The organism is [Clostridium] polysaccharolyticum, from assembly GCF_900111595.1.
GTDB lineage: Bacteria > Bacillota > Clostridia > Lachnospirales > Lachnospiraceae > Clostridium_AI > Clostridium_AI polysaccharolyticum.
Genome location: NZ_FOHN01000037.1, coordinates 7,024 through 21,208, shown reverse-complemented (window position 1 = coordinate 21,208; position 14,185 = coordinate 7,024). Strand labels below are relative to the sequence as shown.

The following is a 14,185-nucleotide window of genomic DNA, read 5'->3' as shown; positions in this document are numbered from 1 at the left end:
TCTGAATTTTCAAGGTTGTTTCACTGTTCAGTTATCAATGTTCTTCGCTTCAGGACTTTGTCTTTCCTCTCAGCGACGTTTTATATTTTATCACATCTTTCGATTCCTGTCAACAAGTTTTTTCAAACTTTTTTCAAAAATTTTTTTATATTTCTCTAAATATTAGATAATTCCATGCCACAATTGTCTTCATGCATATTCTTTTAAAAAAGAGTTACACGATATTCCTATCCCGCAACTCCTTTTTAAATTAATACATCTTATTGATTCTCTTCATCAAAGTACTCTTTTGCACCTTCTATATATTCATATATTTCATCTCTGCCTTCTTTGTTTAACGCAGAGAAAGGAATAATCGGTGTTCCTTCCACAACATTTAAAGCTTTTGCTATTTGTGTAACATGTTTTTGCTTAGCTCCACGGCTTATTTTGTCCGACTTAGTAGCAATTATAACCGGATTAAAACCATAATGTACAGCCCAATTGTACATGTCTTTATCATTTTGCCCTGGTTCATGTCTAATATCAACCAATAAAAATAGCAGTCGCAAAACTTCTGATTTCTTTAAATAGTTATCAATCATTTTGCCCCATTTAACTTTTACTTCTTTAGCCACTTTTGCATAACCATATCCAGGTAAGTCTACAAAATACAGTTCATTATTAATATTATAAAAATTAATTGTCTGTGTCTTTCCAGGCTGCTGTGACGTCCTAGCATAAGACTTTCTTTGCATGAGTGCATTGATTAACGACGACTTTCCTACATTTGATTTGCCCGCAAATGCAATTTCAACCAGCTCATTCTTTGGCAATGTGCTTGTAATTCCGACAACTGTCTCTAAATTCACACTTTTAATATGCACGATTTAGTCCTCCTTTTCTAATGAGCTAGTGCAAATGATAAAACATCTTTCATCGTTTCGACATACTCTATTTCTAGTTTCTCCAATACTTCTATATCCAATTCTTCAATATCTTTTTTATTCTTTTTTGGTACTAAAACTGTTTTAATATGTGCCGCTTTTGCAGCTAACAATTTTTCTTTCAACCCACCAATCGGTAAAACCTTTCCACGAAGCGTTACTTCTCCAGTCATTGCCAAATCAGCCCTAACTTTTTTCTTCGTCACGGCTGACAAAATCGCAGTTGTCATAGTTATTCCAGCTGATGGACCATCTTTCGGAACTGCTCCCTCAGGTATATGCAAATGGATATCATGTTTCTCATAGTATTCCGCAGGCACATCATACTCATTACTGATAGAACGTACATAACTTAACGCAATCTGTGCAGATTCCTTCATAACATCTCCCATTTTTCCTGTCATCTGCATCTTTCCCTTTCCAGGCATAACATTTACTTCAATCTGTAAAGTATCTCCACCAGCACTTGTCCATGCAAGTCCTCGCACAATTCCTACTTCATCTTCTTCATTTGCCATGTTTATATCATACGGAACTTTTCCCAAATATTTTGAAAGATTTTTTTCATTGATTCGGATTTGTTTCTTTTCGCTTTCGATAACTTCTCGTACAGACTTACGACAAATCTCGGCAATTTTTCTTTCTAATCCTCTCACACCCGCTTCCCGTGTATAACCTGTAATAATCTTATCTAAAGCTTTTTCAGAAATAGTCAGTTCTTTATTTTTTAGTCCATTCTTCTTCATTTGCTTTTTTACAAGAAATTCTTTTGCAATATGATGTTTCTCGTTTTCTGTGTAACTTGAAACCTCTATTACTTCCATACGGTCAAGTAATGGTCTCGGTATTGTGGAAAGTGAATTTGCAGTTGCAATAAATAACACATCTGATAAATCTACAGGTAATTCTACATAGTGGTCTACAAATTTATTATTCTGCTCGGAATCTAAAACTTCTAATAAAGCTGATGATGTGTCACCTTTATAATCTGAACTTGTCTTATCAATTTCATCCAGAAGCATCAGTGGATTTTTCACACCTGCGCTCTTCAAACCGTTAATAATACGTCCTGGCATAGCTCCTATATAGGTTCTTCTATGTCCTCTGATTTCCGCTTCATCACGCACTCCGCCCAAACAGATTCTTACATATTTCTTGTTTAATGCGGTTGCAACAGAACGTGCAATTGAAGTTTTACCAGTTCCAGGAGGTCCTACTAAACAGATAATAGGGGCATCTCCTTTTTCCGCAACGCTTCTTACAGCAAGATAATCAAGTATCCTGTCCTTAACTTTCGTAAGCCCATAATGCTCACTCTCTAATACCTTCTTTGCCTTTTTCAAATCATTGGTATCCTTGCTTTCCTTATCCCAAGGCAAAGCTAATAAATTTTCTATATAACTACGAATTACTGCATTTTCAGCTGAATTAGCAGCTATAGATTTGTAGCGGTTAATTTCCTTCTTTATCTTCTCTTTAACCTCTTTAGATGCTTTTAACTTCTTTAACTCCTTAAAAAACTGCTCTGCTTCATCCTCGGAATCATCTTCTCCAAGTTCTTCTCGAATCACTTTAAGCTGCTCACGTAATACATATTCCCTTTGGTTTTTGTCAATATGGCTTTTTATTTTCTTTTCCAGTTCTTTCCTGTAATCCAATATCTGGAGTTTTTCAGATATCATAATACACAAAAACTCATAACGGCTCGCCAAATTTTCCTGATCCAAAATAGCCTGCTGCTCATCTTGAGTCAGAACCATATTTATTGCAATTTCATTTACCAGCTTATCCATATTCTCTATATCCTGTATCTTAAGCAAGACCTTTGAATTTCCCTTATTAGTTGCAACACAGTATAGCTCGTACAGTTTCTTCAATTGTTCGCTCATAGCTTTTATTTCAAGTGGTGATAACATGTTAAGACTAAAATCTTCAGTTACCTCAATTTCACCCAAAAGAAACGGTTCTTCCTCTTCTATATAAACAAGTTCTCCTCTCTGAATTCCTACTACCATTACTCTTAGTACATCTTCACTTAACTTGATCACTTGCTTAACCAATGCAATTGTACCATATGCTTCTAAATCTTCATCTTTTGGTTCTTCAACTTCTGGATCTTTTTGAGTTACCAGAAAAACCATCTGATCCCCCAACATTGCATTTTCAACTGCCTTTATTGTAATATCCCTATTTACATCAAAATGTATCATCATTCCAGGTAATACTGTTAAATTTCTTAACGCAATAACTGGTAAATTCTTATTGTAATTTTCCATCTTGCATCCTCTTTTCTACTTATCCTTTGAACCTCCCTGGATTCAACAAACTATTAACTAAGAATAGCTATTCATATGATACTATATTACCTATAATAGCAGTTGTTTGCAAGTAAAAAAATATATGACAATCTTCTAACATTTTTAAAGGAGAACGAGACACATTTGTTCTCATTCTCCTTTAATTTTATTCTCACATATTCAATTATGCTATTTCGTCACCATTCCCATGACGTTTTGACGCTTTTTTCGGTATAGGCATCTTTTCATTTTCCGCATCAACCATAATCAGTTTTGGTTCTTCTTTTCCCTCAACTGCTGCCTTTGTAATTATACATCTTGCAACTTCTTCTTCAGAAGGAATATCAAACATTGAATTCATCATAACTGATTCCATTATTGCTCGTAAACCTCTGGCACCTGTCTTTCTGTCAAATGATAATTTTGCAATTGCCTGAATCGCATCTTCATCAAATTCAAGAGAAACACCATCAAATTCAAACAGTTTCTTATACTGTTTTACAATAGCATTCTTTGGTTCTGTTAAAATACGTGACAAAGAAGCCTCGTCTAATAAGTCTAATCCCACTGTTACAGGAACACGTCCAATAAACTCCGGAATCAAGCCAAACTTAACAAAATCTTCTGGCAGCACCTGTTTAAACATTTCGCCAACATTATAGTTGGCTTTCATGCCTAACTCAGCACCAAAACCAATAGATTTTTGTCCTATTCTGCTCTCAATGATTTTCTCCAAACCATCAAAAGCTCCACCACAGATAAATAAAATGTTGGTTGTATCAATTTGAATAAATTCCTGATGAGGGTGTTTTCTGCCACCTTGTGGAGGAACATTCGCAACCGTTCCTTCTAAGATTTTTAGCAATGCCTGTTGAACACCTTCACCTGAAACATCACGTGTAATGGATGTATTTTCAGATTTTCTAGTAATCTTATCAATTTCATCAATATAAATGATACCATATTCTGCACGTTCTACGTCATAATCAGCTGCCTGAATAATTTTTAACAAAATATTTTCAACATCTTCTCCAACGTAACCCGCTTCAGTAAGAGCTGTCGCATCTGCAATAGCAAATGGTACATTTAATAATTTAGCTAATGTTTGAGCAAGGTAAGTTTTACCTGAACCTGTTGGCCCAACCATAATAATATTACTTTTCTGCAGCTCAACATCAAGGTTTTTGCCTGCAAGAACTCTCTTATAATGGTTGTAAACGGAAACTGCCAAGACTTTCTTAGCATCATCCTGGCCAATAACATATTCATCTAAGAACTCTTTGATTTCACGAGGCTTTAGTAAGTTAATCTCACTATCATTTTCGTTCATATCGAATTCTTCTTCAATAATCTCTGCACAAAGATCGATACACTCGTCGCAAATATACACATTAGGACCTGCGATAAGCTTGCGTACCTGATCCTGTGTCTTATTACAGAAAGAGCATCTTAACTGCTTTCTGTCCTCTGTTTTATTCGCCATTCAACAAACTCCTTTACAAAATTAGCTACGTTTCGTAATAATGCTATCGATCAATCCATATTCCATTGCTTCTTGTGCGGTCATATAATTATCTCTTTCGGTATCGATCTCAATAACTTCAAGAGGTTTTCCTGTATTAGCAGCTAAAATTTCATTTAATTTTTTCTTTGTTTTCAAAATATTATCTGCCACAATCTTAATGTCAGTAGCCTGACCTTTAGCACCACCGGAAGGTTGATGAATCATAATTTCAGCGTTAGGAAGTGCAAATCTCTTGCCCTTTGTTCCACCAGCTAACAGGAAAGCCCCCATACTAGCGGCCATACCCATGCAAATGGTAGATACATCACATTTAATGTAATTCATAGTATCATAGATAGCCATACCAGCTGTAACAGAGCCACCTGGGCTATTGATATATAAACTGATGTCTTTATTTGGGTCTTCTGACTCTAAAAACAAAAGCTGTGATACGATTAACTGTGCGGAAACATCCGTTACTTCTTCTCCTAGGAAAATAATTCTTTCCTTTAATAATCTGGAGTAGATATCGTAAGAACGTTCTCCTCTGCTCGTTTGTTCAATGACATATGGGACTAAACTCATCCAACATTCCTCCTTTTACATAGGAACTATTTTTCTACAGCTGCTGCTGTAATAACATCAACTGCTTTTTGAACAGCAATATCCATAGACATAGTTTCCTTATCTTTGTCGCTCATAAGCTCTTTTAATTTGTCTAATTCCATCTTATAAGCTGCTGCCATACCTTCTAATTCTTTGTTAAGCTCTTCTTCAGAAACTTCAATGTTTTCTGCTTTTACGATTGCTTCTAATACAAGTCTGCTCTGGATACGTTTTAAAGCCTGTGGTCTAATAGACTCTAAGAACTTCTGCGGATCCATTCCTGTAAACTGGAAGTATTGTTCTAATGATAAACCTTGCTGTTGAATTCTTCTAGCAAAATCATCAGCCATTTGTCTAACTTGAGTTTCGATCATTGCTTCTGGAATTTCCATTGCTGCATTCTCGATTACAGTATCAACTACTGCTTCTTCTTTTGCTGACATTGCTGCATTGTATTTTTTCTCTTCAAGATTTTTCTTTACGTCAGCCTTATACTCTTCTAAAGTCTCAAATTCAGAAACATCTTGAGCGAACTCGTCATTTAACTCTGGTAACTCTTTTACTTTAATTTCTTTTACCGTTACCTTAAACACAGCAGCTTTTCCAGCTAATTCTGCTGCCTGGTAATCTTCTGGAAATGTAACATTAACTTCTGTTTCTTCTCCAGCTTTTTTACCAACTAACTGCTCTTCAAATGTATCAATAAAGGAATGAGAACCAATTACTAAAGAATAATCTGTTCCTTTTCCACCTTCAAATGCTACGCCATCAACAAATCCTTCGAAATCAATTACTGCAATATCATTATTTTCAACTGCTCTATCTTCAACACTGATTGTTCTGGAATTCTGTTCCCTGACACGATCTAATTCTGCACTGACTTCATCATCAGATACTGTTACTTCAATTTTTTCAACTTCGATACCTTTGTAATCACCTAAAGTAACTTCCGGTTTCACTGCTACTTCAGCTGTAAAAACAAAAGGTTTTCCTTTTTCAATTTGTACTACATGAATATCAGGTTGAGAAACAATCTCTAAGTCGCTTTCTTTTACAGCATTATCATAAGCTTCAGGAATTAATACATTCGCTGCATCTTCAAAGAAAACGCTTGTTCCATACATTTTTTCAATAACAGCACGTGGTGCTTTGCCTTTTCTAAATCCTTGAACGGAAATTTTCCCTTTATTCTTCTGATATGCTTTTTCAATGGCAGCGTCAAGTTCTTCTGCACTCGCCTCGATTGTAAGCTTTACCATGTTCTTTTCTAACTTTTCCACTTGTAAACTCATTGATTTTCCTCCTTAAAATAGCATGAAAACAGACACTTAGCCATTCTCAATCTAAGCATAAGTATAGTATAAGCTAGTATTTTTGTAAATACCTAATCTTGTTATTTGCAAGGAATGCTCTCCCTGTCAAGGGCGTTCATGACCTTGTTTCTTTAACGCATCTGTAACTATTTTTGCATATTTCGCACATAGTTCATCTGTCTTGGCTTCTACCATTACTCGAATCAATGGCTCTGTACCACTTTCACGTAACAATAATCTTCCTTCATCCCCCAGCTCTCTTTCAACCTGTGCCGCTGCTTCTTTGACCACTGCATCTTCTCTTGCAGCCTTTTTGTCATTGACTTTCACATTTACAAGTAACTGCGGATAAATCTTGATATCTTTTAATAGTTCGGAAATGCTCATCTTCTTCTCAAGCATTACTTCCATAACCATAAGAGAAGTTAAAATGCCATCTCCTGTGGATGCATATTTGCTGAAGATAATATGACCTGACTGTTCACCGCCTAGTGTATACCCGTTATTCATCATACACTCATACACATATTTATCTCCAACTGTGGTCTTCTCATAAGAAATGCCTTTGTCATCCAACGCTTTGTAAAGCCCCATATTTGACATTATTGTAGTAACAATTGTACTGTTTGTTAATTCTCCATGCTCATGCAAATAAGTACCACAAAGGTAAAGTATTAAATCACCATCAATAATATTCCCTTTCTCGTCTACTGCTAAACATCTATCTGCATCTCCATCGAATGCAAATCCTACATCTAAATTGTTCTCTACAACAAATGCTGCTAAATTCTCAATATGTGTTGAGCCACAATTTGTATTTATATTGACGCCGTTCGGTTCATTGCTCATTGTAAATGTTTTCGCACCCAATGCATCGAAAACAGGTTTTGCAATTGTTGATGCTGAACCATTGGCACAGTCAAGTCCTACTTTCACACCCTTAAAAGACCGCTTAGCTAATGAGATCAAATATCCCATATAGCGATGTCTTCCCATAGAATAGTCAACCGTTCTTCCGATATCTTCTCCTACTGCATATGGAATAGTATCTTCTTCTGCATCTATATATTCTTCAATCAGTGCTTCTATTTCTGCTGAAAGCTTATGACCTTCCCCATTTAAAATCTTAATACCATTATCATAGAAAGGATTATGGCTAGCTGAAATCATTATTCCACAGTCAAATCCCTCACTTATTACCACATAGGAAACACTTGGTGTTGTTGTAACATGTAATAAATAAACATCTGCTCCACTGGAAGTCAATCCAGCTGATAAAGCATCTTCAAACATGTAGCTGGATCTTCTTGTATCCTTTCCTATTACAATTCTGGCTTTGTGATCCTTCCCAAAATAATTCCCCAAAAAACGCCCCACTTTGAACGCATGCATTACAGTTAAAACTTTATTAGCTTCACCGCGAAATCCATCTGTTCCAAAATACTTACCCATCATACTCCTCCTTATTCTTACCAAAATCTGACTCTATATTATCACTTATATTCTCTGTCTAAAACTTTCATGTACGCAATTGTATATATTAGCATAAACCGTGAATTTATGCAATGTATGTGAACTATTTCTTTGCAAATAAAAAACATCATCCATTACGCGAGTCCTCCAAGATAAATCCCAAATTGTCACATTACTAGATGATGTTTTATTTTAGCGTTGTGTTAATCCCTGTTATAGATAACATCCATTAGCTTATGCTTTGTTATCTATTATTGTCCAGAAGACATATCCTGTTCGTATTTTCTGATCATTTGTCTAACCATTTCTCCACCAACAGAACCATTTTGGGCACTTGTTAAGTCTCCATTATAACCTTGTTTTAATGGTACTCCAATTTCAGATGCCACTTCCATTTTGAAACGGTCTAATGCCTCTCTTGCTTGAGGTACTTCCACTCTGTTTGAACCACTATTATTGTTATTTGACATAACGGTCACCTCCGTGAGTTTTTCTGCCCATGCTTTATGCATGGCCTTTGTATGGGATAAGCGATTACTTCACTTCGCTTATCTAGAAAAAACATTGCAGCTGCAATTCTGCTACCGGACTGTTGTTTCTGTATAACGTTGTTTTTCATCACTTATCTTGTTATTATTATTACTCGGTTTTGTTTTTTTATTATGGAAATTTCATCCTTGTCTTATGTCATGAAATCGCATGTATCATGATATACTCTACAAAGAGAATAAAAAGGTGTACCCATGTCATATCTAAAAACTTTTAATAATTTTTTATGGACTTATCCCATACTTTTATTACTAATTGGAACACATATTATTTTTACAGTTTATTTACGCTTTCCACAGCGAAAAGTTTTTCAAGGCATTCGCTTATCTGTAAAAAATGAAAATGACAATAACAAGAACCTGTCTGGATTTGCTGCCCTTGCCACAACTTTAGCCGCAACTCTGGGAACGGGGAATATTGTTGGTGTTTCTCTCGCAATAGCCCTTGGTGGTCCTGGCTCCGTATTCTGGTGCTGGATAACTGGAATATTAGGTATGGCAACTTCCTATGCCGAATGTTATCTAAGCCTTATCTATCGTACAAAAACAGCTTCTAATAAATACGTCGGAGGTCCCATGTATGTAATTGAAAAAGGATTACATAAAAAATGGCTTGCAGTCATATATGCCATCTGCACGGTAATCGCTTCTCTCTGTATAGGATGTGCTACACAAGCTAACGCCATGGCAGAAGCAGCTTCTGCTGCTTGGAAACTTCCACCTGAAATTGCAGGAATTGCTGCTGCCATCCTATGTGGTTTTGTTATCATTGGCGGTATGAAAGTAATTGGCGATGTATGTAGCAAAATCGTCCCGATAATGGGTTTTGGGTATATTTTTTGCTGCTTTTTGATTCTTTATCTGAATCGTGGCTGCTTAGGATCTGCTGTCAACCTGATTATACGAGCAGCATTTCATTCCAACGCAGTCATTGGCGGTTTTTCAGGATTTACTATTCAGATGGCAGCACGTCACGGGATTGCCCGGGGATTATACACCAATGAAGCCGGTATGGGTTCTGCTGCCATAGCCGCAGGTCATGCCAATACAAAAAACCCAAAAAAACAGGCCCTGATTCAGATGACCGCTACTTTTTGGGATACTGTAATTATGTGTGCTATAACAGGACTGGTAATTGTAACAGAAGGTATCAAACATCCTGAGGCATTTACCAATTGTACTTCTGGCAGTTACACAACTGCGGCATTCTCTGTTCTGCCATACGGAAATATAATCTTAACCCTTGCCCTAATCGCCTTTGCTATAGCTACACTTATTGGGTGGTCTTTCTTTGGTGAACGTGCACTGCACTACTTATGTGGAAAACGTTATAAAAAAACCTACCAGACTTTTTATCTTGTGATGATATTCTTAGGTGCTGTAATGTCTCTTGACCTGGTTTGGGAAATGACTGATTTAATTAATGCATGCATTTTACTCCCTAATTTAGCGTCCCTGTTCCTTCTTAAGAAAGAGATTACATATTAACCCTGATATATCACACTTTCTTTTATCTCTTGTGCCTTTTCCTCCGACACTAATACTTCGATTATCTTCAATGCAAAATCAATTGCTACCCCCATCCCACGGCTAGTAATTACATGACCATCCTGAATTACTGCCTCGTACTGGATGGCTGCGCCAAGCAGCTTTTCTTCAAAGCCTGGATAACAGCAGGCTTTTTTCCCTGTTAATACTCCACATGCCCCTAATACACTTGGTGCTGCACAAATAGCTGCAAGCCACTTTTCATTTTTGTGGAATTCTTTTATTTTCTCAATAAGTAACGGATGATGTAATAAATTAGTTGTTCCCGGCATCCCACCTGGCAATACTAACATATCTGCTTCATCCACCTTGGCATCTTTAAATAAACAGTCCGCCTCAACTTTTATATTATGGCTTCCTGTAACTTGCTTACCTTCTTCAATTGAAACCATCTGTGCATTGATTTGTGCTCTTCGCAAAAGATCAACAACCGTTAATCCTTCTATTTCCTCGAACCCATTTGCTAAAAAAATATAAACCTTAGCCAATATCTATCACTCCTCATCTTATTATATTAAATATACTTAACATCTCCATATAAAACGAATTGCTTTAGTATTCCAAACTTAACCTATTATTTGCAAATTACACTGTTTTATTTCTCTTTTCAACTACACTATTAAGTTGCTCTTCTTTTAAACACAAATCCGAACCCCATATTTTTTCAAAATATTGACTATAATATCTAAAGCCTTTTCCATTCTTGTAAAATTCAAATGCCATGCTTTGCTGGCTTGGCATCTTGCATAAATTATCTGACCAAAATAAATTATTGTCAATTCTCAAATATGAAAATGCAGGATATGACTCATAATACCTAACTTCTATATTACGTTGTAATCCAATCTGTTTTTTTATCCAACTCTGAAGTTTCTCTATATCTAACTTCATTTTACCTATATTTTTACCTTGTTCATCTTCCTCCCTTCTACCAAGAAACAGACTTGAAGGATCGCAAGTAATAATCCTCATTTTCACTCCATTCTGTAATAGTTCCTCTAGTAATGTTCCCTTTTTAGCTAAAAAATTTTCCATTCCTATCGCTATTATGTCAATGTTTTTCTTGCACTTTTCCAAACAATTGTTAGATTTTTCATTCATTTTCGCCTTAGATTCATAAATATCCTCTAATTTCCATTGTTCAACAACTGTTTTTAACTTACTATTATGTATTATATATTTTGAATTTATATATGCAGCTATAGATGTAGCTACTAATGAAGTTCCAATACTTAGTAATACTGTTTCCAAAACATTATTCTCTTTTATTATAATCCCTCCCAGAACAAATAATAATCCAAATAAAAAAATTACTAAATTATATATAGAACCTCTTTCCATACTTTTTATGCTAATACTCCTTTTCATCCCCTATCCTCCTTATAACGCATTTTTGACAAAATTCAGGCTTATACTTATAAAGTTCTTGTTCACACTCTATCATTAGACAATTTACAATAAAGCATGTTGAAGCAAAGTAAACTAAAACCCCTTCTTTCTCTAGTTCTTCTTTTATTTTTAATATTCCAATAAAATCATTTTTACTTATTGTTTTCTCAGCAATTTCTTTAGTATACATAGTTCTGCACGTACTATTAGAAGTTAATTTTTCTTCAAATTTCATACCTACACAAACATAATCTGGTTTCTCCTCCCTTATTAGTTTTATATATTTATCAATATTGTTTTTAACGAAAGAATTATAAGGCTTTATATACAAACAGGAACTTAAATTAGAAAAATCTTTAATATTTTGTATATTTCTAATCCGTTCTTCACATGTTCCTGCATGCGGTTCAATAATCTTTGTCTCCAAATAAGGCATTGATATATTTATAAATATCTGATTTTTAAACCTACTTAACTCATTTAGAGTTTTCAAAACATTTAACGGAATAAATTCTTTTGTTGCAATTTGAAATGCTACCTTTTTATGTCTAAGTTTCTTTATTATCCTAATAATTAAATTACAACTTTCATCAGATTTAAATGGTTCCGTATTAGGACAAAATGATATTATATAATATATGCTATCATCAAGTTTTTCCAATACACTTTGACATAATTTATCCACATGGTATAAAGAAATTAAACTTTGCTTATCACTTGAACTATCAGAATAACAATATACACATCCACTTCCACACCCCTTAAAAGCAATATCTATAAAAATCCTTCTTTTTTCATATTGAACAAGCAATTCATTATTATCCATTGAACCAATCCTTTTAAATCAATAATCCAATTTCATCTAAAAATTTTTTCACTTTACTGCATAATTCCATTTTAGAACCATTGTTTTCTATTACATAGTCATATTTATAATTATCAACATTAGCATCACCAGAGTTTGTATAAATGTTTCTTTTTTCTCTCATAATTAATAAAGTTACTGCTTTAAATTCCCTAACTGCACGCTTTATTTCCTCTGGTTCCCTAATATGCAAAAATAATAGGACATACGTACTATCCCTCTTAAATGCTTCATATTCTTTTTTTAAACATTCAAAAGGATAATCATTATATGCTGTCAACATCCTTTTTAGTTCACATATAAATTCCCTTGTTTTATTATCTTTCTTTCCATTCCATCCTATTTGATAAAGAAATTCCTTAATCTCATCAACAGATGAATAATTTTTTAATTGAACAAATTCCTTAGCCAGTTCAACAAAGGAATCCTTACCACTTTCAGCATATCCGTTTATTATAACTACCCTTTTTTCCATCAATTTTCAATCTTCCTAAATAAATCACGATTAAACTGTTTATGAAAATCCTCTAACTGATCTGCTATATTTTCACAACATAATTTTACTTCTGGATTAGCTGCACCTTGTGCATTACGTTCTTTATAAACATGCGCCCATTCTGTTAAATTAACTTTAAAAATAAAATTACTTGGAATACTTAGCATATATAACCCTCTTTTAACATCAGCATCATTAGCAAAATCTTTACGAACATATCCATTTATAGCTTTAACATATGTTTCACCATTAATAAATACTTCTTTTGGAATATTAAGTCCTAAATTTTCCAATGCTATATCTGTGGGAAGTATCTTGTCTTCATACCATTCTGATATTTCGTTTCCAAAATCAGCCAAACGGGTACTGGAACGAATTATTCTATTATTAAATCTGCATGCATGCGCATCCCAGTCATCCTGTCCAGCTCTATGCAACCCTTCAACCGTAATTGAAAAATCAATAAATCTAAGCATTGTAATATGTTTCCATCCCCACTTTAACAAAGAATCCATCCATCCAGTAAACTTCTCTAGATCCTGCTTATTACAATCTTTTTTTAAAGCACCATTATCAGCCAATACCCTCTTACACACATTCCTTATTTCACACTCAAGTTTCCTTGTCCAGCTACGTTTACTCATAAACATGGAAACAAAAGCATCATCAATTCCTGTAATTTCATTTAAATATACGTTCATTATGTTTCTCCTACTGTAATCTAATTTTTTTTATTATATGTTAAATACATGATGATGTCAAACAAATATATCTTCCTAAAAAGTTTACTTTTCCCATAACATAATAATTTTATTATCAGCTGATTTTTAAACTTAGATTCTGATAAAAGACACTATTATAATAATTCAAACCAAAATTACCACTAACTTGACATTGCCTTTCTTAAATGACTTGCCTAAAATTATTTCTGAAGAACTATTCTTGTTGATTCAAAAAACCGAAAGCAAGAATGTATGATATAAAGTAAGACATCCAGCTATGCACAAATATCTGGACAAACGAAAAACAAAAACACAAAATACTACTTTTTTAGCAACCTCGCTATGCAAAGCAAGACTTTGCTGTTATATAAAAATAAACCCATACCAAAATATAATTGGCACAGATTTTCAATAATCGGGGTGACAGGATTCGAACCTGCGACCTCTTGATCCCAAATCAAGCGCTCTAGCCAAGCTGAGCCACACCCCGATAAACTC

13 protein-coding genes and 1 tRNA gene are annotated in these 14,185 nt (G+C 34.6%); 1 reads left to right on the top strand and 13 read right to left on the bottom strand.

The features are described from left to right. Positions 1–260: 260 nt before the first annotated feature. From yihA to BMY85_RS14500, 7 genes are all read right to left on the bottom strand, one after another. Positions 261–866 (bottom strand): ribosome biogenesis GTP-binding protein YihA/YsxC, encoded by a 606-nt coding sequence (gene yihA / locus BMY85_RS14530; RefSeq protein ID WP_092479017.1) that lies wholly within the window; start codon positions 864–866, stop codon positions 261–263. 17 nt (positions 867–883) lie between these two features. After that, positions 884–3,202: an endopeptidase La gene (gene lon, locus BMY85_RS14525; RefSeq protein ID WP_092479015.1), complete on the bottom strand. Its 2,319-nt coding sequence runs from the start codon at positions 3,200–3,202 to the stop codon at positions 884–886. Between the two features lie 205 nt (positions 3,203–3,407). Continuing rightward, positions 3,408–4,706 carry an ATP-dependent Clp protease ATP-binding subunit ClpX gene (gene clpX, locus BMY85_RS14520; RefSeq protein WP_092479012.1) on the bottom strand — a complete coding sequence of 433 codons (1,299 nt, stop codon included), beginning with the start codon at positions 4,704–4,706 and terminating at the stop codon, positions 3,408–3,410. A 21-nt stretch (positions 4,707–4,727) separates the two neighbouring features. Then, on the bottom strand, positions 4,728–5,312 hold the full coding sequence (gene clpP / locus BMY85_RS14515; protein ID WP_092479008.1) for an ATP-dependent Clp endopeptidase proteolytic subunit ClpP: 585 nt from the start codon (positions 5,310–5,312) through the stop codon (positions 4,728–4,730). A 26-nt stretch (positions 5,313–5,338) separates the two neighbouring features. Continuing rightward, positions 5,339–6,625, bottom strand: coding sequence for a trigger factor (gene tig, locus BMY85_RS14510; protein WP_092479005.1), 1,287 nt, complete (start codon positions 6,623–6,625; stop codon positions 5,339–5,341). 126 nt (positions 6,626–6,751) lie between these two features. After that, a complete protein-coding gene (glmM, locus tag BMY85_RS14505) occupies positions 6,752–8,098 on the bottom strand; it encodes a phosphoglucosamine mutase (RefSeq protein WP_092479002.1) in 1,347 nt (448 codons plus the stop codon). 272 nt (positions 8,099–8,370) lie between these two features. After that, a complete protein-coding gene (locus BMY85_RS14500) occupies positions 8,371–8,589 on the bottom strand; it encodes an alpha/beta-type small acid-soluble spore protein (protein WP_092479001.1) in 219 nt (72 codons plus the stop codon). Between the two features lie 273 nt (positions 8,590–8,862). Between BMY85_RS14500 and BMY85_RS14495 the strand changes: the two genes are divergently transcribed. After that, on the top strand, positions 8,863–10,155 hold the full coding sequence (locus BMY85_RS14495; RefSeq protein WP_092478999.1) for an alanine/glycine:cation symporter family protein: 1,293 nt from the start codon (positions 8,863–8,865) through the stop codon (positions 10,153–10,155). Here BMY85_RS14495 and BMY85_RS14490 read toward each other — a convergent pair. The 6 genes from BMY85_RS14490 to BMY85_RS14465 form a co-directional block, all read right to left on the bottom strand. After that, complete coding sequence (locus tag BMY85_RS14490; protein ID WP_092478997.1) at positions 10,152–10,703, bottom strand: DJ-1 family glyoxalase III; 552 nt, start codon at positions 10,701–10,703, stop codon at positions 10,152–10,154. The genes BMY85_RS14495 and BMY85_RS14490 overlap by 4 nt on opposite strands. 97 nt (positions 10,704–10,800) lie before the next feature. Next, positions 10,801–11,583 carry a hypothetical protein gene (locus BMY85_RS14485; protein ID WP_092478996.1) on the bottom strand — a complete coding sequence of 261 codons (783 nt, stop codon included), beginning with the start codon at positions 11,581–11,583 and terminating at the stop codon, positions 10,801–10,803. Beyond that, entirely contained in the window at positions 11,567–12,430 is an 864-nt protein-coding gene (locus tag BMY85_RS14480; RefSeq protein ID WP_092478994.1) for a hypothetical protein, read from the bottom strand. Before BMY85_RS14480 ends, BMY85_RS14485 begins: the two co-directional genes overlap by 17 nt. 13 nt (positions 12,431–12,443) lie before the next feature. Next, positions 12,444–12,944: a nucleoside/nucleotide kinase family protein gene (locus BMY85_RS14475; RefSeq protein ID WP_092478992.1), complete on the bottom strand. Its 501-nt coding sequence runs from the start codon at positions 12,942–12,944 to the stop codon at positions 12,444–12,446. Then, positions 12,944–13,666, bottom strand: a complete 723-nt coding sequence (locus BMY85_RS14470; protein ID WP_092478990.1) for an FAD-dependent thymidylate synthase — start codon at positions 13,664–13,666, stop codon at positions 12,944–12,946. Before BMY85_RS14470 ends, BMY85_RS14475 begins: the two co-directional genes overlap by 1 nt. A 436-nt stretch (positions 13,667–14,102) precedes the next feature. Next, positions 14,103–14,177: transfer RNA gene (locus BMY85_RS14465), tRNA-Pro, on the bottom strand. Positions 14,178–14,185 lie beyond the last annotated feature (8 nt).

What these genes read in the sequence shown, in the direction of transcription:
- glmM (WP_092479002.1), bottom strand. Translation starts at nt 8,098, where the DNA reads ATGGGTAAGTATTTTGGAACAGATGGATTTCGCGGTGAAGCTAATAAA.
- BMY85_RS14480 (WP_092478994.1), bottom strand. Translation starts at nt 12,430, where the DNA reads ATGGATAATAATGAATTGCTTGTTCAATATGAAAAAAGAAGGATTTTT.
- lon (WP_092479015.1), bottom strand. Translation starts at nt 3,202, where the DNA reads ATGGAAAATTACAATAAGAATTTACCAGTTATTGCGTTAAGAAATTTA.
- clpX (WP_092479012.1), bottom strand. Translation starts at nt 4,706, where the DNA reads ATGGCGAATAAAACAGAGGACAGAAAGCAGTTAAGATGCTCTTTCTGT.
- BMY85_RS14470 (WP_092478990.1), bottom strand. Translation starts at nt 13,666, where the DNA reads ATGAACGTATATTTAAATGAAATTACAGGAATTGATGATGCTTTTGTT.
- BMY85_RS14500 (WP_092479001.1), bottom strand. Translation starts at nt 8,589, where the DNA reads ATGTCAAATAACAATAATAGTGGTTCAAACAGAGTGGAAGTACCTCAA.
- BMY85_RS14495 (WP_092478999.1), top strand. Translation starts at nt 8,863, where the DNA reads ATGTCATATCTAAAAACTTTTAATAATTTTTTATGGACTTATCCCATA.
- BMY85_RS14475 (WP_092478992.1), bottom strand. Translation starts at nt 12,944, where the DNA reads ATGGAAAAAAGGGTAGTTATAATAAACGGATATGCTGAAAGTGGTAAG.
- BMY85_RS14485 (WP_092478996.1), bottom strand. Translation starts at nt 11,583, where the DNA reads ATGAAAAGGAGTATTAGCATAAAAAGTATGGAAAGAGGTTCTATATAT.
- clpP (WP_092479008.1), bottom strand. Translation starts at nt 5,312, where the DNA reads ATGAGTTTAGTCCCATATGTCATTGAACAAACGAGCAGAGGAGAACGT.
- tig (WP_092479005.1), bottom strand. Translation starts at nt 6,625, where the DNA reads ATGAGTTTACAAGTGGAAAAGTTAGAAAAGAACATGGTAAAGCTTACA.